This window comes from Bosea vaviloviae (assembly GCF_001741865.1).
Taxonomy (GTDB): domain Bacteria; phylum Pseudomonadota; class Alphaproteobacteria; order Rhizobiales; family Beijerinckiaceae; genus Allobosea; species Allobosea vaviloviae.
The window spans coordinates 1782315-1801771 of the sequence record NZ_CP017147.1; the positions used below are offsets into that span (position 1 = coordinate 1782315).

Below are 19457 nucleotides of genomic sequence, written 5' to 3' on the forward strand. Positions count from 1 at the left end.
ATATCGGATTCGGTCCGAGGCTGTAGGGCTTTGATCTTGCATCGGCTTGTCCCGAAAACCGGTTCCCACTTTTCGGGCCGATGCTCTGGATTGCTTCGCTACGCGCGCAATGACGATGTTTCGTCTTCAAGCGGACATGCGCGCCCGCAGCGTGGCCTCGTCGATGCCCGCCAGCGCGTCGATCAGCGCGACAGCGAAGCTGCCGGGGCCATTGCTGCGTTCGGCGGCGATCTCGCCGGCGATGCCGTAGGCGGTCAATGCGGCGGCCGCTGCCAGGGCCGGGTTGCTCTCGACCGCGCAAGCTGCCGCGATCAGGGCGCCGGCCGCACAGCCGACGCCGGTGACCTTCGTCATCAGGGGATGGCCATGCGCGACCGAGAACGCGCCGCGCGGGCCTTCGATGCGGTCGATCTTGCCGGTCGTGACCAGCGTCAGATCATGTCCGCGCGCGGCTTGGAGCGTGTCTTCGAGCGCCGCCATCTCGGTCGCGTTGCCGCGCACGACGATGTTGCGCAAGCGCAGCACCTCGCGCGCCACATGCTGGCGCAGGGGCGAGAGCTCGACGAAGACGGGGTCGAAGACCAGCGGCTTGGCCTGGTCGCGCGCCACCTCCAGAAGCTTGGGAATGGCGAGCTCGCTCTCGGCGTTGATTGTGCCGATATTGATCAGGATCGCGCCCGCGCCGTCGGCCATCGCCGCAACCTCGTCGACATGGATCGCCATCGAGGGAATCGCCCCGAAGGCGAGCAGCATGTTGGCCGTGATGTTCTGCGCCACCGTGTTGGTCAGGCATTGCACCCGCGGCCGCTGCGCCGCCACGCGCGCCAGCACGGCGGCGACGCGGGCGGCATCGAGATGGGTGATGTCCGTGGTCATGCTCATTCCGCTGCCGGCAGGTAGAGATTGCCGCCCTTCGAAAGAAATTCCTGGGATTTCGCGGCCATGCCCGCATGCCTTTCCGTTTCGATCTGTGCCGCCGCCTGGTCAAGTGCAATGCGCTCGTTCTCGCCCATGGCGAGGACCTCGGCGCGCAGATCCTGCGTGATCTTCATCGAGCAGAACTTTGGCCCGCACATCGAACAGAAATGCGCGACCTTGTGCGCGTCCTTCGGCAAGGTTTCGTCGTGATAGGCGCGGGCGGTGTCGGGGTCGAGCGCCAGGTTGAACTGGTCTTCCCAGCGGAAGTCGAAGCGTGCGCGGCTGACCGCATCGTCGCGGAGCCTGGCCGCCGGATGGCCCTTGGCGAGATCGGCGGCATGGGCCGCGATCCGGTAGGCGATGACGCCGGTCTTGACGTCGTCGCGGTTGGGCAGGCCGAGATGCTCCTTGGGCGTGACATAGCAGAGCATGGCGCAGCCGAACCAGCCGATCATCGCAGCGCCTATCCCCGAGGTGATGTGGTCGTAGCCCGGCGCGATGTCGGTCGTCAGCGGTCCCAGCGTGTAGAAGGGCGCCTCGCCGCATTCGCGCAACTGCTTGTCCATATTCTCCTTGATCTTGTGCATCGGCACATGGCCGGGGCCCTCGATCATCACCTGGCAGCCCTTGTCCCAGGCGAGTTTGGTGAGCTCGCCCAGCGTCTCCAGCTCGGCGAACTGGGCACGGTCATTGGCGTCGGCGATCGAGCCTGGACGCAATCCGTCGCCGAGCGAGAACGAGACGTCATAGCGCCGCATGATCTCGCAGATCTCGTCGAAACGCTCGTAGAGGAAGCTTTCCTTGTGATGCGCCAGGCACCAGCGCGCCATGATCGAGCCGCCGCGCGAGACGATGCCGGTCACCCTGGAAGCCGTCAGCGGCACATAGGGCAGCCTGACGCCGGCATGGATGGTGAAGTAGTCGACGCCCTGCTCGGCTTGCTCGATCAGCGTGTCCTTGAACACCTCCCAGTCGAGCTTGACCGGATCGCCGCCGACCTTCTCCAGCGCCTGGTAGATCGGCACGGTGCCGATCGGGACCGGCGAGTTGCGCAGGATCCAGGAGCGGATGTTGTGGATGTTGCGCCCGGTCGACAGGTCCATGACCGTGTCCGCGCCCCAGCGGATCGCCCAGACCAGCTTCTCGACCTCCTCGGCCGCACCGGAGGTGACGGCGGAATTACCGATATTGGCGTTGATCTTGACCAGGAAGTTCCGGCCGATCGCCATCGGCTCGAGTTCCGGGTGGTTGATGTTGGCGGGAATGATCGCTCGCCCGCGCGCGATCTCGCTGCGCACGAATTCGGGTGTGACGAATTCCGGCACGCTTGCGCCAAAGCTCTCGCCATCGGCATGGCGCTCTTTCGCGCCTTCCAGCATCGCGGCGCGGCCGAGATTCTCGCGATGCGCGACATAGATCATCTCGGGCGTGATGATGCCGGCCCTGGCGAACTCGTACTGCGTCGCCATCTGGCCGGGCTTGGCCGTCAGCACCGGGCGCTCAGCCGGGCAGGCGGGCACCAGGTTCTCGGGCGAGATGTTGCCATTGTCGGCGGCGGTGACTTCGCGGCCAGGAATGCTGTCGAAACCGCGCGCGTCGAGCCAGGCGCGGCGTGGCTGCGGCAGGCCCTGGTTCAGATCGATCCTGGCGTCGGTCTCGGTGAAGGGCCCTGACGGGTCGTAGATGCGCACCGGTGGTTCCGCGTCGGTCGAAAGCTGCACCTCGCGGAAGGGCACCCGCATGGTCGGGTCTTCCGGTGGCGCGACATAGATCTTGCGCGAGCCGATGATCGGGCCGGTGGTGACGCCGGTCGGTGCACCAAACTTGGGCGCGGCCCTGACGCTGTTTTTGGCAGTCTTGGTGTGAACGTTCATGGGGATCTCCTCCTTGGTCCAAGGTTCAGGAGATCCGGCGTCGAAGCGGTCTAGCGCTGTCTGCGGCCGCGATTATGCGCAAGCCGCGTTCCAGTCCCTCCGCCGGTATGACCCGGATCAGGTTCGATGGGTTCGGCCTTTACGGCCATCTCAGCTCTTGCGAGCACCCCTCGGAACGGCTGGGAAGTTAGGCGCGATGACGTCGGTGCGCAACCGGCAAACAGCGCCCGGCTCGCATGACGTCATTGCCATGTGTTCAGCGCCTCGTTGATTGCGGCGGCGCTTCGGCGCGACGACGGCTGCGACGGATCGCGCGGAGCTATCTTCGGAAGCGACGCATTCCGGTGATGCGCTCTGTTGCGGGTCAGGCGCTCCTGGCGCGCGGCCAGGGCAGCACTCGTCCCGACATGACCATGCGATCGCGCCCGCCGTCCTTGGCGGAATAAAGCGCCCGATCCGCTGCTCCAACCAACGAGGCGCAGTCTGTCGTTGCATTGGAGTTCGGCCAGACAGTCGCGCCGCCAAGGCTCGCCGTGACGAGCCCGGACGGAGGGTTCGACCCGTGCGGAATCTGGATGTCGCGAAGCGCATCGCAGAATCTCATGCCGACCACCTCGCAGCCTTCGGCATCCGTACCGGGCAAGAGGAGTGCGAACTCTTCCCCGCCATAGCGCGAGGCCAGGTCGCCCGGGCGTCGTGTTTGCGCGGCCAGCACGGCGGCCACAGCACGCAGGCAGCCATCTCCAGCCGGATGTCCGTAACGATCGTTGAACTTCTTGAAATGGTCGATATCGATCATCAGCACGGAAAGGGCGGTGCCCTCTCGCGAGGCCCGCGCCCATTCCTGCTCCAGCCGCTCGTCGAAACATCGGCGATTGGCGAGCCCCGTCAGCCCGTCCAAGGTCGCCAGCGCCGCGAGTTTGTCTTCGAGATCCTTGTGCTCGGTCATATCGCGCGAGATCGCCACGACGCCATTGATCGTGCCGCTATCGGATCTTGTCACGCGCAAGGTCGTCTCGATCCAGATCTCGGTCTTCTCCCGGTGGCGCGTGCGATAGATGATCCTGGCTTCCTCGACCTCGCCGCGCTTCAACGCAGCAACCACCTGTGCGACCCGGGGCAAGTCCTCCGGGTTGACGCCGGCCAGGGCCGGCGTTCCGACCAGTTGCGTGGGGTCCCAGCCCAGAACGCTCGCGGAGGAGGGGGAAGCGTAGAGAATCCGCTCGTCGAAATCGATCCGGGTGACCATGTCGCTGGATGCTTCCGCGAGCAGACGGAAATCGGCCTCCTTGGCGATCAGCGCTGCCGCCATACGCTGGCGCTCATAGAGCTGACGCACGAGATACAGGCCGATGACGCCAATCACCAATGTCAAAGCCAGCACGAAGGCCGTCCGGACCATGGCGGTCTGGCGCCAGCGCACCAGAACATCGTCCTGGGCTTCCGTCGCCAGCACCAGCAGCGGATATCGCTCGCTGAACCTGAAGGAACTCAAACGTTGCAGCCCATCCAGCGGTGATTTGAAATAATAGACGCTGGCGGCGGGCCGGGACATCCTGTCCCTGATCAGAGGTGTCGCCGACATGTCTCGTCCGACATAGGTGCCGTTATCGACGCTGCGCGCAAGCAGAATGCCGTCGGCGCTGAGCAGCGTAATTGCCCCGTTGGGGCCGAGGTCGAACTGGCGATAGAACTGCGAGAAATATCCGGCGTCGATCGTCGCCAGGACCACACCGGCGAAAGCGCCATCGGGATGGTCGAGGCGCCGGGACACCGTGATGATCCACTGACCACCGACCCGGCTTTGAACGGGCGGGCCCAGATGGATGCGGCGATCGTCCACAGCGCGATGATGCTGGAAATATGCGCGGTCGCTGTTGTTGAGGCCAGAGAAGTCGACTTTCTCCGTGGTGGCCAGCCAGCGGCCCGTTTCGTCGTAGACGAAGAGGCCGCGGATTCGCCCTAGCGTCGGTTTGCGAAGGTCGAGAACATTCTGAACTGTCGCGATTGCGGCGGGACCCGTGCCGTTTGCCTCCAGTCTGCTGGCCAAACCGAAAAGCACTGCATCGGCGAGTTCGATGGTGTCCTCCGCGTGCTGTGTCAGCGAGCGCGCGAGATTGACCATGTCGATTTCGGCGTTCTTCAGATCGGCTTCCCGGGTGGCCCATTCGCGCCATCCGCTCAGGGCGAGAATGGCGATGCAGACCATCGTGACGAATGTAGCGGTCCAGAATGGCAGGCGCGGCAGGCTCTCGGCGTGACCATTGATGCGACTCGCCTTCATGGCCGTTCCTTCGAAGCGGAGCTTCACATCGCGGGCGTAATCCTCACATCGCAGTCTTAATAAAACTTAACGCCAGTGAGCCTCTCCCGATGCCGCCTCGGCCGGCTGCGCGTCCCGCGGAGTGTCGTTCACCGGGCTGCATGCCGGCGGCCGGTATCGCTGCGTGGGCGCGGATCGTCGTGCTCTACGCCATGACGCAGGAGCTCAGGAGGCAGGAGCTCAGGAGGTAGGAGTTCAGGCGGTGATGTCGACGGTCTGGCCCTGTCCGGCCGGGAGGGCGGCCTTCGCCTGGGCCGCACCCTGCTGCAGCAGGTCGGCCATGGCCTGATCGGCATCGGCCTGCTGCTTGACCATCGCGGTCTGGATCGTCTGGCGCGTGGCCGCAGCCTGGCTTGCGGCGAGGCTCTGCGCGATGGCAATCGATGAATCGCTCATGGTCGGTCTCCTCTCAATTAGAGCGCTTTCAAGCGAAGTGGACACCGGTTCGCGTGAAGAAAGCGCATCAAAACAAAGGGCGAGTGCAATGGAACGATCCTGTCGGATCGAAAATTGCTCTAGCGCTAGACCAGAAGAGCTAGACCACAGACCTTGCCGCTTCATGAAAGCGATGCGGCGAAAGCGAACCGGCGCGGCAGCGAGCCGCCGCGCCGGCATCGTCTTCAGCGCCCGCTCTGCCCGGCCAGCAGCGGCGTGATCCGCCGCAGCGTCACGCGCCGGTTTTCGCGCGAGGGCTCCTGCGTCGCGACCTTGAGATATTGCTCGCCATAGCCCTGGGTCGTCAGGTTCTCAGCCGGCACGCCGAAGTCGCGGGTCAGGATTTCTGCGACCGATTGAGCGCGACGGTCCGACAAGGACAGATTGTCGATGTCGGCGCCGACGGCGTCGGTATGCCCCTCGACCAGGAAGACCTCGTTGGGCGAGCTCTGCAGCCCCTGCCGGATCGACTGGGCGATGGTGGCGAGCCGTTGCGCCTGGTCCGGCACGATGGTCCAGGAGCCCGTCTCGAAGGTCACCGTATCGATGTCGACGCTGCGCATCCGCGCCCGCAGATCGGGCGAATAGCGCACCTCGTCGAGCGTGTAGCGGCGCGGGATCGCCGCGATCGGCGGGGCCATGATCGTCTCGTAGATCAAACGCTCATCGGCCCGCTCAGCATCGACGATATAGCGCTCGCGCGGCATCGGCAGCGGTGGCGGCGGCAGCACGACGATCTCGTCCGAGAAGCGGTCATTGGGCCGGTCGCGGCGGGTGTTGTCGATGATCACGTACTCCTGGCCGTTGCGGTCGAGCCGCGTGCGGCGGATCAGGCGGCCATCCTGGTCGGTGATCGTGACGATGCGCGTGCCGTCGGGCCGCTCGAAGACGTTGCGGTTCTCGTCGCCCAGGCGCTCGGTTCGGCCCTGGAAACCGAGATCGCGGAAGGCTTGCGTCTCGTCGCGGCGGATGATGACACGGTCGTCGTCGCGAATGATCGTGCGGCCGGGCTCGCGGATGATCGTGACGTCGCCGTCACGACGTTCCTCGCGCCGGCTGCGGACATCGTCGAAACGCTCCGCGCCCTGCGTCGCCATGATGCCGCCAATCACGCCGGCGCCAAGGCCGATCGCGGCTGCGCCGCCAAGCCCGATGCCGCCACGCCGGCCTTGCCGGTCAGGCGCTGGCGGTTGGCCGGGAGCACCAGCGGGGGGCTGGCCTGCTGGCGGAGGCGCAAGAGTTTGTCCGGGCTGGGGCTGGGCGGAAGGCGGCGGGGGAGTTCCCGGGCCGCGCCCGCCTGGAGCGGGAGCCGTAGGGGCTGCAGCTGGCGGAGGCGCAAGAGTCTGTCCGGGCTGAGTCTGTCCAGGCTGGGTCTGCCCCGGCTGCGGCTGGGCGGCAGGTGGCGGCAGGGGCGTTCCCGGACTGCGCCCGCTCGGAGCAGGAGCCGTCGGAGCGGTCGCTGGCGGAAGCGTCTGCGGTGCGGCCGCGGGCGGCGGCACGGGCGTCGGACGGGTTGCTGGCGCCTGGCCCGGAGCCGCTGCCGGCGGAGCGGCTTGCGGCTGGCCCGGCGGCTGTGGCGGGCGCGGGACGGCCGGAGCCGTGGGCGTGGGCGTTCCCGGCGTCGAGGGCGCTACTGCCGGCGGAACCGGAGCAGGGCGGGGCGCTGCCGGCGCGGCGTTCGGGGCCGGTGCAGGCTGAGCGGCGGGCGGGGCACCCGGCGTGCGGCCGGCCGGAGGCGGCGGCGCGAGAGGGGCAGGCGCGGGCGTCGGCCGTGCGGCTGGCGGCTGGCCGGGCAGGGGTTGCGGCCGCGCCGCTGGCGGGCGGCCGGGTTCGCCCGGGGCGGGAGCCATGATCGGCGGGACGGGGCGCGGCATCGATGGCTCGCGGGGCGGCTCGGCGCGCGGAGCGGGCGCGGGCGGAACCGGACGTGCCGCCGGCGGCTCGGCCCGGGGCTGGGGCCGGGGTTCTGGCGCGGCGGTCGGCGGAGCCGGAGCGGGACGGGGCGCAGCCGGAGTCGCTGGCGCGGCGTTCGGGGCTGGCGGAGCAGCAGGGCGCTGTATCGCCGGTGGCGCGCCTGGTGCGGGGCGGGCCGCGGGCGGGCGCTCGCCTCCCGGCTGCTGTCCTGGCGGCCGGGGCCGGCCTGGCCGGCCGGGTTCGTCCTCGCTGGGAGCGGGGGCGGGCGCTTGCGCCAGCAGCAGGACATTCTGAGCGGAGGGAGCGGCGAAGCCGCCCTGCGACAAGGTGATCGCAGGCAGCATGGTTCCAATCAGGAGCCAGTTCTTGGTGCGCGTCATGAAATCCATTTCCGTTTCAGAGACGGGCATCAACGCGTTTGCGCGCTGAACCCCCGATGAAGCGAAAACGGCCGAAATCGGGCAGAGTTCCGTCCCGCCCGGTCTTGCCGGGCGGGACGGCGCGATTCAGAGCCCGGCCTGGGCCTTCACATAGCGCGCGATCTCGGCATGGCTGGCGAACCAGACATCGCCCTTCGCCTTGGCGTGCGCGATCAGCTTCTCGAGGATCCAGATGCGCGAGCGATAGGTGATGATATGCGGGTGCATGGTCAGCAGGAACAGCCCGCCATCCTCATAGGCGCCGTCGAATTCGCGGCGGAAGATGTCGAACACGGTCTCCGGCGCCGTATAGGGCCGCAAGGCCTGGAAGCGGTTCATGTTGAAATAGACCGCGTCGTCGCGAATCCACTCGACCGGCAGCTCGACCATGCCGGTGGCCTCGCCCTTCTCGATCAATTCGTAAGGGTCGTCATCGGCGAAGAGCGATGAATCGTAGAGCAGGCCGAGTTCGCGCTCGATCGCCAGCGTCACTTCGGAGAAATCCCAGGACGGCGTGCGCATCCCGACCGGCCTGACGCCGGTGACCTGTTCCAATGTGTCGGCCGAGCGCAGATGCAATTCGCGCTCATTGGCCGGGGGCACGGCGGTATTGACCTCGTGGATCCAGCCGTGAAGGCCGATCTCATGGCCCTCCGCGATGACGCGGCGCTGTTCGTCCGGGTAAAGCAGCGCGGTCACCGCCGGCACGAAGAAGCTTGCCTGAATGCCTTCCTTCGCCAGCAGGCTCAGGATGCGCGGCATGCCGACGCGATTGCCGTACTGGCCCCAGGAGAGCCGGCCGACCGACTTGCCGCCATCGCGCAGTTCGTTGGTCTCATGATCGACGTCGAATGACAGCGCCACCGCGCAGCGTGCGCCGTTGGGCCAGGTCTTCGGCTTCAGATTGCGTCCGGCGCGGACGCGGTCGACCTTGGCGCGCCAGGTCTCTTCAGGCCATTGCCAGGGTTCGAGAGGCAGATCGGTCATGGCAGGCTCCTTCAGACAGGGGCGAAAGGCGCGAAATGACAGGCGCTGAGGCGGGCCGCGCCGACCTCGCGCAGCAGCGGCCGCTCCTCGCGACAGCGCTCTGCCGCGAGCGGGCAGCGCAAATGGAAATGGCAGCCCGCTGGCGGCGAGAGCGGCGAGGGCAATTCGCCCGCGATCGGCTTGAACGACGTCGTGACGCCGTCATCGAGCACGAGCTTGGGCACGCTGTCGAGCAGTGCCTGGGTATAGGGATGCTGTGGAGCGGCGTAGACCGCCTGCGTCTCGCCCAGCTCGACGATGCGGCCGAGATACATGATTGCGACGCGGTCGCAGAGATGGCGCACCACGCCGAGATCGTGGCTGATGAACAGCATGGTGAGGTTGAGTTCGCGGCGCAGCTTCAGGAACAGATTGATGATCTGCGCCTGGATCGAGACATCGAGCGAGGCGACCGGCTCGTCGCAGACCAGCATGTCCGGCTGCATCGCGAGCGCACGCGCGATCGCGATGCGCTGGCGCTGCCCGCCCGAGAATTGGTGCGGGTAGCGCGAGGCGATGGACGGATCGAGCCCCACGGTCGTGAGCCATTTGCCGACATAGTCGCGCGCCTGCGCCTTCGTCGTCAGGCCATGCGCGAGCGGCCCTTCCGCAATGGTGTCGCCGACCTGCATGCGCGGATCGAGCGAGGCGTAGGGGTCCTGGAAGATCATCTGGACGCGCGTCGTCGTCTTGTGCCCGCCCGACATCACCGGCTCGCCGGCAACCGAGGTTGCACCCGCGCTCGGTGCCAGAATGCCGGCGACGACGCGGCCGAGCGTGGACTTGCCGCAACCGGATTCGCCGACGAGCCCGAGCGCCTCGCCCTTGGCGACGGTCAGGGAGACGCCATCGACGGCATGAGTGATGCGGGTGTCGACCTTCTGGCCGAGCTTGGCTGCGATCCTGTCGCCGAAGGAGATGCGCGGCGCGAACCGACGCGAGACGTTCTCGATGTTGAGGAAGGCGTCGGTCATATCGCGACCTCCAGCCCGAGCGGATGGTGGCAGCGATGCTGGCGCAGATGTTCCGTCACCAGCTCAGGCATCACCAGCTCTGGCATCATTTGGCAGGCGGCGTCGGCGCGCGGACAGCGCGGCGCGAAAGCGCAGCCCGGCGGCAGCGAGAGCAGTGAGGGCGTGGAGCCCGGAATTTGCACCAGATCGCGGCCGGGCTCGGCGCGGGCCGGCAGGGAATCCAGCAGCCCGCGCGTATAGGGGTGGCGCGGGTTGCGCAGCACGGCGGCCGTCGGGCCGGCCTCGACGATGCGCCCGGCATACATCACCGCGATCTTGTCGGCGAGCGAGGAGACGGTGGCGAGGTCGTGGCTGATCCAGATCAGCGCCATGCCGAGATCGGCGACGAGCGCCTTCATCTCGGCCAGGATCTGCGCCTGGATCGAGACGTCGAGCGCTGTCGTCGGCTCGTCGGCGATCAGCAGGGCAGGGTCGTGCAGCAGCGCGATTGCGATCGCGACGCGCTGGCGCATGCCGCCGGAGAACTCATGCGGATAGGCGCCCAGGCGGCGCGCGGCGTCGGGAATGCCGACGCGGGTCAGCACGGCGACGCTGCGCGTGCGCGTCGCCTGCTCGCCGGTCACGCCATGGGCTTCCAAGGCCATGCGCATCTGCTCGCCGATGGTGATGACCGGGTTCAGCGTCGTCGCCGGGTCCTGGAAGACCATTGCGATGCGCTTGCCCCGCAGCTGCCGCAGTTGCGAGGGCCGCATCGAAACGAGGTCCTGTCCCTCGAAGCGCACGGCGCCCGAGGCGATGCGGCCGGGCGGGTCGACCAGGCCCAGCAGCGAGAAGCCGGTGACGCTCTTGCCCGAGCCGGACTCGCCGACGAGGCCCATGACCTCGCCCTTGCTCAGACGAAAGGAAACGCCGTCGACCGCCTTCACCACCCCGGCGCGGGTGAAGAAATGCGTCGCGAGATTGTCGACTTCGAGGAGGGGCGCGGTCATGGCGACGTGCCTCTGCCGTCATGCTCGCCCTCGTGGCGAGCATCCACGTCTCGAACACTGGCTTCGCCGAAGGAAGACGTGGATGATCGGGATGATCCTCGGGACAAGCGCGAGGACGACCATGACGGGAGCGATCTGAGCCCGTCCCTCATCGCTTCAGCCTCGGATTGACCTGGTCGCGGATCTGGTCGCCGACGAGGTTGATGGCGACGATGAGCACGATCAGCGCGATGCCGGGATAGATCGAGATCCAGTAGCGGCCTGACAGCATGTACTGGAAGCCGTTCGCGATCAGCATGCCAAGCGAGGGCTCGGTGACCGGAAGTCCGACGCCGAGAAAGGACAAGGTGGCTTCGAGCGCGATGGCGTTGGCGACCTGCACGGTCGCGATCACGATCAGGGGTGGCAGGCAGTTCGGCAGGATGTGGCGGAAGACCACCTGCCAGCCCGGCAGCGGCGTCGAGAGCGCTGCCTCGATATAGTCCTTGCCGCGTTCGGCCGCCGCTGCGCCATGGGCGGTGCGGGCGAAATAGGCGTATTGGGCGGCGGTGAGCGCGGTGATGAGTTGCGCCTTGCCCTGGCCGAGCAGGGCCGAGAGCACGAGCGCGAGCAGGATCGCGGGAAAGGCAAGCTGCAGGTCGATCACCCGCATGATGAAGGCCTCCCAGCGCCCGCCGACATAGGCCGCGCCCAACCCCAGGCTGACGCCGATTACGAAGGCACAGGAGCCGGCGATCAAACCCATCTGCAAGGAGATGCGCAAGCCATAGAGGATGGCCGAGAATAGGTCGCGTCCCTGTGCGTCCGTGCCCAGGATATGAATGTAGCCGCTCGAGCCGACGAAGCCCGGCGGCCGGCGCGCATCCATCAGCACGAGATTGGCGAGGTCGTAAGGGTCCTGAGGCGCGATGAGCGGGGCGAGCAGCGCGACGCCGATCATCAGCACCATGACGGTGAGTGCGGCGAGCGCGACCCGGCTCTCGCGGAATTCGGCCCAGAAGCGGGCGATCGGGGAGGCGGGCTTCATCAGGCGCGCGCCTTCCGCAGGCGCGGATCGAGCCCGACATAGGCGAGATCGACCAGGAAATTGATGGTGATGAAGACGACGGCGACGAGCATGAGATAGGCAACCATCACCGGCCGGTCGAGCGAGGTGATCGAGTCGATGATCAGCTTGCCGATGCCGGGCCAGGAGAAGATCGTCTCGGTGACGACGGCGAAGGCCAGCGTCGAGGCGAATTCCAGCCCGAAGACGGTGACGATCGGGATCGCGATCAATCGCAGCACGTGCCGGCGCAGCACGGTCCATTCCGACAGGCCGGCGGCGCGGGCGAATTTCACCGTGTCGGTCAGCATCACCTCGCGCGTGCCCGCCCGGGCGAGGCGCGTCATCAAGGCGAGCTTGAAGAAGGCAAGGTTCAGCGCCGGCAGCAGCAGATGGCTGAGCCCGTTCAGCGTCAGGAAGCTCCATTCGATGCCGAAGAGCGAGGCCGTGTCGCCGCGCCCGCCCGCCGGCAGCCATTGCAGCTCGACCGCGAAGGTGATGATCAGCACGAGGCCGATCCAGAAGGTCGGCACCGAGAAACCGAGGATCGAGACCGCCATGATGATCTTGGCGGGCAGGCCGTGCGGCCGGTAGCCGGCATAGATGCCGGCGGGGATTCCGATCAGCGCGGCGCCGCAGACGGCCAGCAGCGTCAACTCCAGCGTCGCCGGCAGGCGCGACAGGATCAGGTCGAGCACCGGCATGCCGAAGACGAAGGAGCGGCCGAAATCACCATGCAGGATGCGCCCGAGGAAGGTGAAGTACTGCTCCCAGAGTGGCCGGTCGAGCCCATAGCGGGCGATGGTCTCGAGCCTGATGTCCTGGCTGACATCGGGGCCGATCAGCACGTCGATCGGGTTGCCGATAGCGTAGACGCCGACGAAGACCAGCGCCGACATGACCAGCATGACGGCGAGCGCCTGCACCACGCGCTCGATGATGTGACCTAGCATGGGCGGGCGCCGTGGCGTCGCCTCACGGCCAGTCCTCGACCATCGCCGCGCGGGTCTCCTCGACGCCGATCTGCCACAGGCTCAGCATCTCCTCGTCGGTGCGCTGGTAGCGGCCGTGGAAATTGCCGTCGCCGAGGATCTCTCGCTTCCGGGCCGGGCTGGCTGCCTGATAAAGCGCCGCATTGAAGGGCGGTTTCGCGGCATTGGGCAGCGCCACGCCTTCCAGCCGCGTCCAGGGGAAGTTCTCCATCCAGGAAGCGTGCGAGGCCGCCGGGTCGAGCGCCTTCACCGCTGCCTGAAAACGCGGCCCGGCCCACCAATTATGCATCCTGACGCTGGCATCGGTCCGCACGCCCATCCACTCCGTGCAGAAGGTCATGGCCGGCGAATTGCCGCCATGGCCGTTGACCAGCACGATGCGACGGAAGCCGGAGCGGTAGAACCCTTCGAGCATGTCCTCCACCACAGCAATATACGTGCTCAGCCGCAGCGAGACGGTGCCGGGATAGGCGGCAAAGCCCGGCGTCATGCCATAGGCGAGCACGGGAAAGACCGGGATGTCGAGCGGTTCCGCCGCATCCTGAGCCACTTTTTCGGAGAGGATCGCGTCGGTCGCCAGGCTCAGATAGGCGTGCTGCTCGACGCTGCCGAGCGGCAGGACGCAGCGGTCGTCCCGCTTGGCTTGCGCCTCAACCTGCATCCAGTTCATCTGTGCGATACGCACGGCCCGTTCCTTGCAGAAAATATGTGGCAAAATCCGATGGATGGGCCATCCTTGACTCCCGCTTTCAGGAGCGTCAAGTTCCATTTGGAACTAAATCAGGGAGCTGATCATGCGCCGCGCTCCGACCGCCTTGTCGCGTCTTGACCATGAGCGCGAGGCCGCGCTGCGCGACCTTGATCCGCTCACCATCACCAAGCTCTGGGACAATCCCTGCTGGCTGTCCTTCCGGCTGAATTTCATCGCCTTTCGCTTCAACGATCCCGTCTATCGCTGGATCGAGACCCGCTATGGCCTGGTGCGGCCGGAATTCGTCGTGCTCTACGCCGTTGGCCTGAGGGATGGCGTGGCCGCCAAGAACATCGTGGCCTCCTCCGGGCTGCCCAAGAACACGCTCTCGCGCGCCATCCAGAAGCTTTTGACCCGCCGCCTGCTCAAGCGCGAGACCGACCGCGACGATCTGCGCAGCTTCGTGCTGCGCCTGACCACGGCCGGACGCGCCATCTTCGAGGAAACGATGCCGGTGATGGTGCAGCAGCAGACTACCATGCTGGAAGGGCTCAGCGAAGCCGAGCAGCGCCAGCTCTGCGAATTGATGGACAAGCTCGTCATCGCCTCGCCGACCTGGCCCAATGATCTCGAAAGCCAGACATAGCCCGAAGGCATCCGAACCGTCTTTCCAAAGAACCGACGGAGTGCGGCATTTCGCGACCGCGCGCCGGGCTTACTAGAGAAAAACCATCGCGTGGAATCAACCGATCATGCCGCTCGACAAGGCATGACAGATCTCAGAGGACCACCATCATGAAACTATCCCTTCCCCTTCGCTCGCTCGCCCTCGCGGCCATGCTTGGTATGTCGGTGTCGACCGCAGCTCTCGCCCAGAATCTCACGATCGGCGTGCGCGCCGGCCCGGACTCGATCGATCCGCATTTCACCGCGACCGGCACCCATGCCGAAGCGCTGAAGCATGTCTTCGACACGCTGACCTGGTCCGGCGACAAACTCCAGATCGAGCCGCGCCTCGCCTTGAGCTGGAAGGCGATTGAGCCCTCCGTTTGGGAGTTCAAGCTGCGTCCCGGCGTGAAATTCCACGACGGCTCGGATTTCACCGCCGAGGACGTCAAGTTCTCGATCGAGCGCATTCCGGTCGTCTCGGGCCCCAATCCGACGACGATCTATGTCCGCCGCGTCAAGGAGGTGAAGATCATCGACCCGCTGACGGTCCATATCGTCACCGACGGACCGGCGCCGAACCTGCCCAACGACTTCATCCGCCTGTTCATCGTCTCGGCCAAGGCCGCCAAAGGCCTGACCAAGGACAACGCCAATGAAGCCTTCAACTCCGGCAAGGCGGCGATTGGCACCGGTCCCTACAAATTCGTCTCCTGGACGCCGAAGGATCAGATGGTTCTGGACCGCTTCGACGGCTATTGGGGGCCGAAGGAGCCATGGGCCCGGGTCGTCCGCAAGGAATTGCCCAATGACGCCGCCCGCGTCGCCCAGCTTAAGGCTGGCCAGGTCGACATCATCGTCCGCGCGCCGTCTTCCGACGTCGCGACGCTGAAGCGCGATCCGAAGCTTTCGGTCGCGACCATCGACACGGTCTATGTTTTCAACATGGAGCTCGACATGCGGGACAAGGCCCCGCAGATCAGCGCCAAGGACGGCTCCCCGCTGGCAAAGAACCCGCTGCAGGACGTCAAGGTGCGCGAGGCGATCGACCTCGCCATCGACCGGCCGGCCCTGGTCGAGATCGCGATGGAAGGGTTGGGAGCCCCGGTCAACCAGCTCGTCACCTCCAGCATCGCCGGCTTCAACACCTCACTGCCGCCGCTGAAGCCCGATCTCGCCAAGGCCAAGAAGCTGATGGAGGAGGCCGGCTACGCCAATGGCTTCAAGGTGACCTTCTCCTTCACCAGCGACCGCTTGCCGGGTGATCGCCAGGTCGGCACCTCGATCGCGCAGATGCTGGCCCGCATCGGCATCGAGGTGAACGCCAACGCCCAGCCCGGCGCGGTCTTCTTCCCGGCACGCTCGCGCGGCGAGTTCTCGCTGGCGATGTCTGGCTGGGGTACGCTGACGGGCGAGGCGAACTACACGCTCTCCTCGGTCGTGCACTCCAACGATCCCGCCAAGAAGCTCGGCCCCTTCAATGTGCTCGGCTACAAGAATGCCGAGCTCGACAAGCTGATCGAGGATGCCGGCGTCGAAATGGACGAGGCCAAGCGCAACAAATATCTCTCAGACGCCAACGCCATCGTCGCCAAGGATCGGCCGCGCCTGCCGATCGTCTCTGTCGGCTCGGCTTGGGCGATGCAGAAGGACAAGGTCACGATCGCCCCGCGCGTGGACGAGGACACGCTGGCGATGGACATCAAGCCCGCCAAGAAGTGAAGGGGCGAATGGCGAGTGGCGAATAGCCCCACTCGCCATTCGCTATTCGCCACTCGCCCACCGCAAAATGAGCCTCCTCACATGACCAACATCGCTCTCGCCATCCATGGCGGCTGCGGCACGCTGCCCAAGGCCGAGATGACCGACGCCGAATGGGCGCAGGCCCGGGCCGATCTCGCAGCCTCCTTGCGCGCCGGTTGGGCGATCCTCGCCAAGGGCGGCACGGCGGTGGACGCTGTCGAGGCGGCGGTGCGGGTGATGGAGGATTCGCCGCATTTCAATGCCGGCCATGGTTCGGCCTTCAATGCCGATGGCGAGCACGAGCTCGACGTTTCGATCATGGATGGAGCGACACTGGCGGCCGGCGCGCTCTGCGGCGTCAAGCGCATCAAGAACCCGGTCAGCGCCGCGAAGGCCTTGATGCGGCGCGGCGATCCGCTGTTGCTGGCGGGCGCGGCCGGGGATGCCTTCGCCGATCATGAAGGCCTGGACATGGTCGAGAACGAGTATTTCTCGACCGAGCGCCGCCGCAAGAACCTCTCCTCGATGAAGATCCGGGAACTGGTCGGCACGGCCTCGGAAGCGAGCGAGGCGGAAAAGCACGGCACGGTCGGCGCGGTCGCACGAGATGTCCAAGGCCATCTCGCCGCCGCGACCTCGACCGGCGGCTACACCAATAAGCCGGTCGGGCGCGTCGGTGATTCCCCCATCATCGGAGCCGGCACCTATGCCCGCGACGGCCGCTGCGCCGTCTCCGGCACCGGCAAGGGCGAGTATTTCATCCGCTATTGCGTCGGCCACGAGATCGCGTCGCTGATCGCCTATAAGGGGCTGAGCCTGAAACAGGCGACCGATACGGCCCTGGCCGAATTGACGGCCCACAAGATCGGCGCCGGCCTCGTCGCCATCGATGCCGATGGCGCCATCGTCGCGCCCTATAATTCCGAGGGCATGTATCGCGGCTGGGTCACGCCCGACGGGCTCGTCCATGTCGCGACCCATGGCGATGTCGAGATGGCGGGGCAGGCATGAGCACACCCGAACCCATCCTGATCTGGGGCGCAGGCGCGATCGGCGGCACGCTGGGCGCCTATTGGGCTCGCGCCGGTATTCCTGTCCTCCTCGTCGATATCGTGCCCGAGCATGTCGAGGCCTGCCGCATGACAGGCCTTGCGATCACCGGGCCGATCGAGGAATTCCGCCAGATCGTTCCGGCCGTGACGCCGGCCGAATTGACCGGCACCTATAAGCGCATCGTGCTGGCGGTGAAGGCCGGTGCGACCGAAGCTGCGGTCGCGGCGCTGAAGCCGCATCTCGCGGCGGACGGATTCGTGCTCTCGGCCCAGAACGGCCTCAACGAGTTGACGATCGCAGGCCAGCTCGGCGAGGCGCGGACCATGGGCTGCTTCGTCAATTTCGGCGCGGACTGGCATGGGCCGGGCGAGATTTTATACGGCAATCGCGGCGCGGTCGTCGTCGGCGAGCTCGACGGGGCGATGACGCCGCGCCTGCGCGAGATGCATGCGTTGCTGAAGCTCTTCGACCAGGATTCGGTCGTGACCGACAACATCTGGGGTTCGCTCTGGGGTAAGCTCGCCTATGGCGCGATGCTGTTCGGCACGGCGCTGACGGATGATACGATGTCGGCGAATTTCGCCGATCCCACGCGCCTGCCGGTCTGGCTCGCGCTCGGTCGCGAGGTCGGCGCGGTCGCCGCTGCGCGCGGCGTACGCTCGCTCGGCTTCGGCGGGTTCGATCCGATGGTCTTTGCTCCCGGCCGGCCTGAAGGCCCGCAAATCGAGACGATTGCCTGGCTCGCCGACTACACCTCCAAGACGGCGAAAACCCATTCCGGCATCTGGCGCGATCTGGCCGTGCGCAAGCGCAAGACCGAGGTCGATCCGCAGATCGGCATCATCGCGACGCTGGGCCGCGAGGCGGGTGTCGCCACCCCGGCGCTGATCACGCTGGTTTCGCTCATCCATGAGATCGAGGACGGCAACCGTCCGCTCTCCTTCGCCACGCTGAAAGTCCTGCTCGACCAATGCAAATCCGCTTCGACAACCGCGTAGCCCTCGTCACCGGCGCAGCCCAGGGCCTTGGCCGGGCCATCGCCACGGCGCTGGCCGAGTCCGGCGCGACCGTGCACCTTGCCGATATCGACGCCGCGGGCGTGGCCGAGACGGCCAAGGCGATCGGCGCGACGCCGCATGTGGTCGATCTCGCTACGCCCGAGGCTGCGAGCGCGCTGATAGCCGAGATCGTCGCGAAAAGCGGCAAGCTCGATCTCATGGTCCATGCTGCCGGCGGCGTGCGCGGGCAGGTCGGCCGGCCGATCGAGGCGATCTCCGAGGCCGATTGGCGCGTGATCTTCGCCGCCAATGTCGACGCTGCCTTCTTTCTCGCCCAGGCCGCCGCCCCGGTGATGCGGCAGTCCGGCTATGGCCGCATCGTCACGATCTCGTCGGGCGCGGGCCTGCGGCCGAGCCTCACCGGCATCCAGGCCTATGCCAGCGCCAAGCACGCGCTGGTCGGGTTGACCAAGCAGCTCGCCTGGGAGTTCGGCCCCCATGGCATCACGGTGAACTCCGTCGCGCCGGGCTTCGTGCGCTCCAACCCCGCGACCGAGCGGCAATGGGAGAGCTATGGTCCCGAGGGCCAGAAACGCCTGATCGAGGGCATCCACACCCGCCGCCTCGGCACGCCCGCCGACATCGCGGCGGCGACGCTGTTCTTCCTCAGCGAACAGGCAGGCTGGATCACCGGGCAGGTGCTGTCCGTGGATGGCGGGCGGTCGTAAAGGGCTTCTCGTCACACTGGGGCCTCTCCATTCGTCATTCTCGGGCTTGACCCGAGAATCTCATGCAGGATGAGGCTCAGTGCGCATCACTCCCGAGAGATGCTCGGGGCAAGCCCGAGCATGACGCTGCCGCCCGACTTCACACCTTAGGCAGGTCCGGCACACGATAGGCCGTGGTCGACTTGATCCGCTCCATGGCGAAGCGCGAGGTCACGTTCTTCAAGGGAATCGTCTCGATCAGCTTCTTGTAGAAGCCGTCATAGGCCGCCATGTCGGCGACGACGACGCGCAGCATGTAGTCGACATCGCCGGCCATGCGGTAGAACTCCATCACCTCCGGCATCGACGCGACCATCTGCGCGAACTTCTCCAGCCACGGCCCGGAATGGTCGGCGGTCTCGATCTGGACGAAGACGGTGAGGCCGAGCCCGATCTTCTCAGGCGCGACCAGCGCGACGCGTTTCACGATGACGCCCGACTGCTCCAGACGCTGGATGCGCTTCCAGCATGGCGTCTGCGACAGCCCGACACGGTCGGCGAGTTCCGCGATCGAGATGTTGGCGTCGCCCTGCAGGACGGTGAGGATTTTCCGGTCTATCGCATCCATTCTCGTATTCCGTCCGTGAGGAGAAGATTATATCTGTCGTGTGCAGAAAAGTAAGAATAATT

Annotated in this window: 18 protein-coding genes and 1 riboswitch; of the genes, 5 read left to right on the forward strand and 13 right to left on the reverse strand. The window is 66.4% G+C overall.

Annotation, left to right across the window (positions count from 1 at the left end; translation table 11 throughout):
• Nucleotides 1-126 precede the first annotated feature (126 nt).
• The 12 genes from BHK69_RS08315 to BHK69_RS08365 all read right to left on the reverse strand — a co-directional run bounded on the left by BHK69_RS08315 (nucleotide 127) and on the right by BHK69_RS08365 (nucleotide 13594).
• A complete protein-coding gene (locus tag BHK69_RS08315) occupies nucleotides 127-876 on the reverse strand; it encodes a hydroxyethylthiazole kinase (RefSeq protein ID WP_069693483.1) in 750 nt (249 codons plus the stop codon).
• A 2-nt stretch (nucleotides 877-878) separates the two neighbouring features.
• On the reverse strand, nucleotides 879-2792 hold the full coding sequence (gene thiC / locus BHK69_RS08320) for a phosphomethylpyrimidine synthase ThiC (protein WP_069689682.1): 1914 nt from the start codon (nucleotides 2790-2792) through the stop codon (nucleotides 879-881).
• 76 nt (nucleotides 2793-2868) lie between these two features.
• A riboswitch (TPP riboswitch) is annotated at nucleotides 2869-2973 on the reverse strand.
• A gap of 183 nt (nucleotides 2974-3156) precedes the next feature.
• The gene (locus BHK69_RS08325; RefSeq protein WP_069689683.1) at nucleotides 3157-5076 is read right to left on the reverse strand and encodes a sensor domain-containing diguanylate cyclase; all 1920 of its coding nucleotides are present in this window, start codon (nucleotides 5074-5076) and stop codon (nucleotides 3157-3159) included.
• 234 nt (nucleotides 5077-5310) lie between these two features.
• Nucleotides 5311-5511 (reverse strand): hypothetical protein, encoded by a 201-nt coding sequence (locus BHK69_RS08330; RefSeq protein ID WP_069689684.1) that lies wholly within the window; start codon nucleotides 5509-5511, stop codon nucleotides 5311-5313.
• A gap of 224 nt (nucleotides 5512-5735) precedes the next feature.
• Nucleotides 5736-6647, reverse strand: coding sequence for an OmpA family protein (locus tag BHK69_RS33070; protein ID WP_244548513.1), 912 nt, complete (start codon nucleotides 6645-6647; stop codon nucleotides 5736-5738).
• Between the two features lie 11 nt (nucleotides 6648-6658).
• Nucleotides 6659-6787: a hypothetical protein gene (locus BHK69_RS33390; protein ID WP_280142027.1), complete on the reverse strand. Its 129-nt coding sequence runs from the start codon at nucleotides 6785-6787 to the stop codon at nucleotides 6659-6661.
• A gap of 1183 nt (nucleotides 6788-7970) precedes the next feature.
• Entirely contained in the window at nucleotides 7971-8870 is a 900-nt protein-coding gene (locus BHK69_RS08340; protein WP_069689685.1) for a polysaccharide deacetylase family protein, read from the reverse strand.
• A gap of 11 nt (nucleotides 8871-8881) precedes the next feature.
• Nucleotides 8882-9883, reverse strand: coding sequence for an ABC transporter ATP-binding protein (locus tag BHK69_RS08345; protein ID WP_069689686.1), 1002 nt, complete (start codon nucleotides 9881-9883; stop codon nucleotides 8882-8884).
• Entirely contained in the window at nucleotides 9880-10872 is a 993-nt protein-coding gene (locus BHK69_RS08350) for an ABC transporter ATP-binding protein (protein WP_069689687.1), read from the reverse strand. The genes BHK69_RS08345 and BHK69_RS08350 overlap by 4 nt, the downstream gene beginning before the upstream one ends.
• 148 nt (nucleotides 10873-11020) lie before the next feature.
• Entirely contained in the window at nucleotides 11021-11899 is an 879-nt protein-coding gene (locus BHK69_RS08355) for an ABC transporter permease (protein ID WP_069689688.1), read from the reverse strand.
• The gene (locus BHK69_RS08360) at nucleotides 11899-12870 is read right to left on the reverse strand and encodes an ABC transporter permease (RefSeq protein ID WP_069689689.1); all 972 of its coding nucleotides are present in this window, start codon (nucleotides 12868-12870) and stop codon (nucleotides 11899-11901) included. Before BHK69_RS08360 ends, BHK69_RS08355 begins: the two co-directional genes overlap by 1 nt.
• Before the next feature lie 22 nt (nucleotides 12871-12892).
• Entirely contained in the window at nucleotides 12893-13594 is a 702-nt protein-coding gene (locus BHK69_RS08365) for a creatininase family protein (RefSeq protein WP_069689690.1), read from the reverse strand.
• Nucleotides 13595-13703: 109 nt separating this feature from the next.
• Between BHK69_RS08365 and BHK69_RS08370 the strand changes: the two genes are divergently transcribed.
• The 5 genes from BHK69_RS08370 to BHK69_RS08390 all read left to right on the forward strand — a co-directional run bounded on the left by BHK69_RS08370 (nucleotide 13704) and on the right by BHK69_RS08390 (nucleotide 18788).
• On the forward strand, nucleotides 13704-14246 hold the full coding sequence (locus BHK69_RS08370) for a MarR family winged helix-turn-helix transcriptional regulator (protein ID WP_083269201.1): 543 nt from the start codon (nucleotides 13704-13706) through the stop codon (nucleotides 14244-14246).
• Between the two features lie 149 nt (nucleotides 14247-14395).
• On the forward strand, nucleotides 14396-15988 hold the full coding sequence (locus BHK69_RS08375; RefSeq protein WP_069689691.1) for an ABC transporter substrate-binding protein: 1593 nt from the start codon (nucleotides 14396-14398) through the stop codon (nucleotides 15986-15988).
• Between the two features lie 81 nt (nucleotides 15989-16069).
• Complete coding sequence (locus BHK69_RS08380; protein ID WP_069689692.1) at nucleotides 16070-17020, forward strand: isoaspartyl peptidase/L-asparaginase family protein; 951 nt, start codon at nucleotides 16070-16072, stop codon at nucleotides 17018-17020.
• On the forward strand, nucleotides 17017-18060 hold the full coding sequence (locus BHK69_RS08385; protein WP_069689693.1) for a ketopantoate reductase family protein: 1044 nt from the start codon (nucleotides 17017-17019) through the stop codon (nucleotides 18058-18060). Before BHK69_RS08380 ends, BHK69_RS08385 begins: the two co-directional genes overlap by 4 nt.
• Nucleotides 18033-18788 carry an SDR family NAD(P)-dependent oxidoreductase gene (locus BHK69_RS08390; protein ID WP_069689694.1) on the forward strand — a complete coding sequence of 252 codons (756 nt, stop codon included), beginning with the start codon at nucleotides 18033-18035 and terminating at the stop codon, nucleotides 18786-18788. The genes BHK69_RS08385 and BHK69_RS08390 overlap by 28 nt, the downstream gene beginning before the upstream one ends.
• Nucleotides 18789-18927: 139 nt before the next feature.
• Here the strand turns inward: BHK69_RS08390 and BHK69_RS08395 are convergent, their stop codons facing one another.
• Nucleotides 18928-19395, reverse strand: a complete 468-nt coding sequence (locus tag BHK69_RS08395; protein WP_069689695.1) for an Lrp/AsnC family transcriptional regulator — start codon at nucleotides 19393-19395, stop codon at nucleotides 18928-18930.
• Nucleotides 19396-19457 lie beyond the last annotated feature (62 nt).

Bases quoted from the DNA above. Each gene is read 5' to 3' on its own strand.
- BHK69_RS08315 (WP_069693483.1), bottom strand. From the start codon at position 876: ATGACCACGGACATCACCCATCTCGATGCCGCCCGCGTCGCCGCCGTG.
- thiC (WP_069689682.1), bottom strand. From the start codon at position 2,792: ATGAACGTTCACACCAAGACTGCCAAAAACAGCGTCAGGGCCGCGCCC.
- BHK69_RS08325 (WP_069689683.1), bottom strand. From the start codon at position 5,076: ATGAAGGCGAGTCGCATCAATGGTCACGCCGAGAGCCTGCCGCGCCTG.
- BHK69_RS08330 (WP_069689684.1), bottom strand. From the start codon at position 5,511: ATGAGCGATTCATCGATTGCCATCGCGCAGAGCCTCGCCGCAAGCCAG.
- BHK69_RS33070 (WP_244548513.1), bottom strand. From the start codon at position 6,647: ATGGCGACGCAGGGCGCGGAGCGTTTCGACGATGTCCGCAGCCGGCGC.
- BHK69_RS08340 (WP_069689685.1), bottom strand. From the start codon at position 8,870: ATGACCGATCTGCCTCTCGAACCCTGGCAATGGCCTGAAGAGACCTGG.
- BHK69_RS08345 (WP_069689686.1), bottom strand. From the start codon at position 9,883: ATGACCGACGCCTTCCTCAACATCGAGAACGTCTCGCGTCGGTTCGCG.
- BHK69_RS08350 (WP_069689687.1), bottom strand. From the start codon at position 10,872: ATGACCGCGCCCCTCCTCGAAGTCGACAATCTCGCGACGCATTTCTTC.
- BHK69_RS08355 (WP_069689688.1), bottom strand. From the start codon at position 11,899: ATGAAGCCCGCCTCCCCGATCGCCCGCTTCTGGGCCGAATTCCGCGAG.
- BHK69_RS08360 (WP_069689689.1), bottom strand. From the start codon at position 12,870: ATGCTAGGTCACATCATCGAGCGCGTGGTGCAGGCGCTCGCCGTCATG.
- BHK69_RS08370 (WP_083269201.1), top strand. From the start codon at position 13,704: ATGCGCCGCGCTCCGACCGCCTTGTCGCGTCTTGACCATGAGCGCGAG.
- BHK69_RS08375 (WP_069689691.1), top strand. From the start codon at position 14,396: ATGAAACTATCCCTTCCCCTTCGCTCGCTCGCCCTCGCGGCCATGCTT.
- BHK69_RS08380 (WP_069689692.1), top strand. From the start codon at position 16,070: ATGACCAACATCGCTCTCGCCATCCATGGCGGCTGCGGCACGCTGCCC.
- BHK69_RS08385 (WP_069689693.1), top strand. From the start codon at position 17,017: ATGAGCACACCCGAACCCATCCTGATCTGGGGCGCAGGCGCGATCGGC.
- BHK69_RS08390 (WP_069689694.1), top strand. From the start codon at position 18,033: ATGCAAATCCGCTTCGACAACCGCGTAGCCCTCGTCACCGGCGCAGCC.
- BHK69_RS08395 (WP_069689695.1), bottom strand. From the start codon at position 19,395: ATGGATGCGATAGACCGGAAAATCCTCACCGTCCTGCAGGGCGACGCC.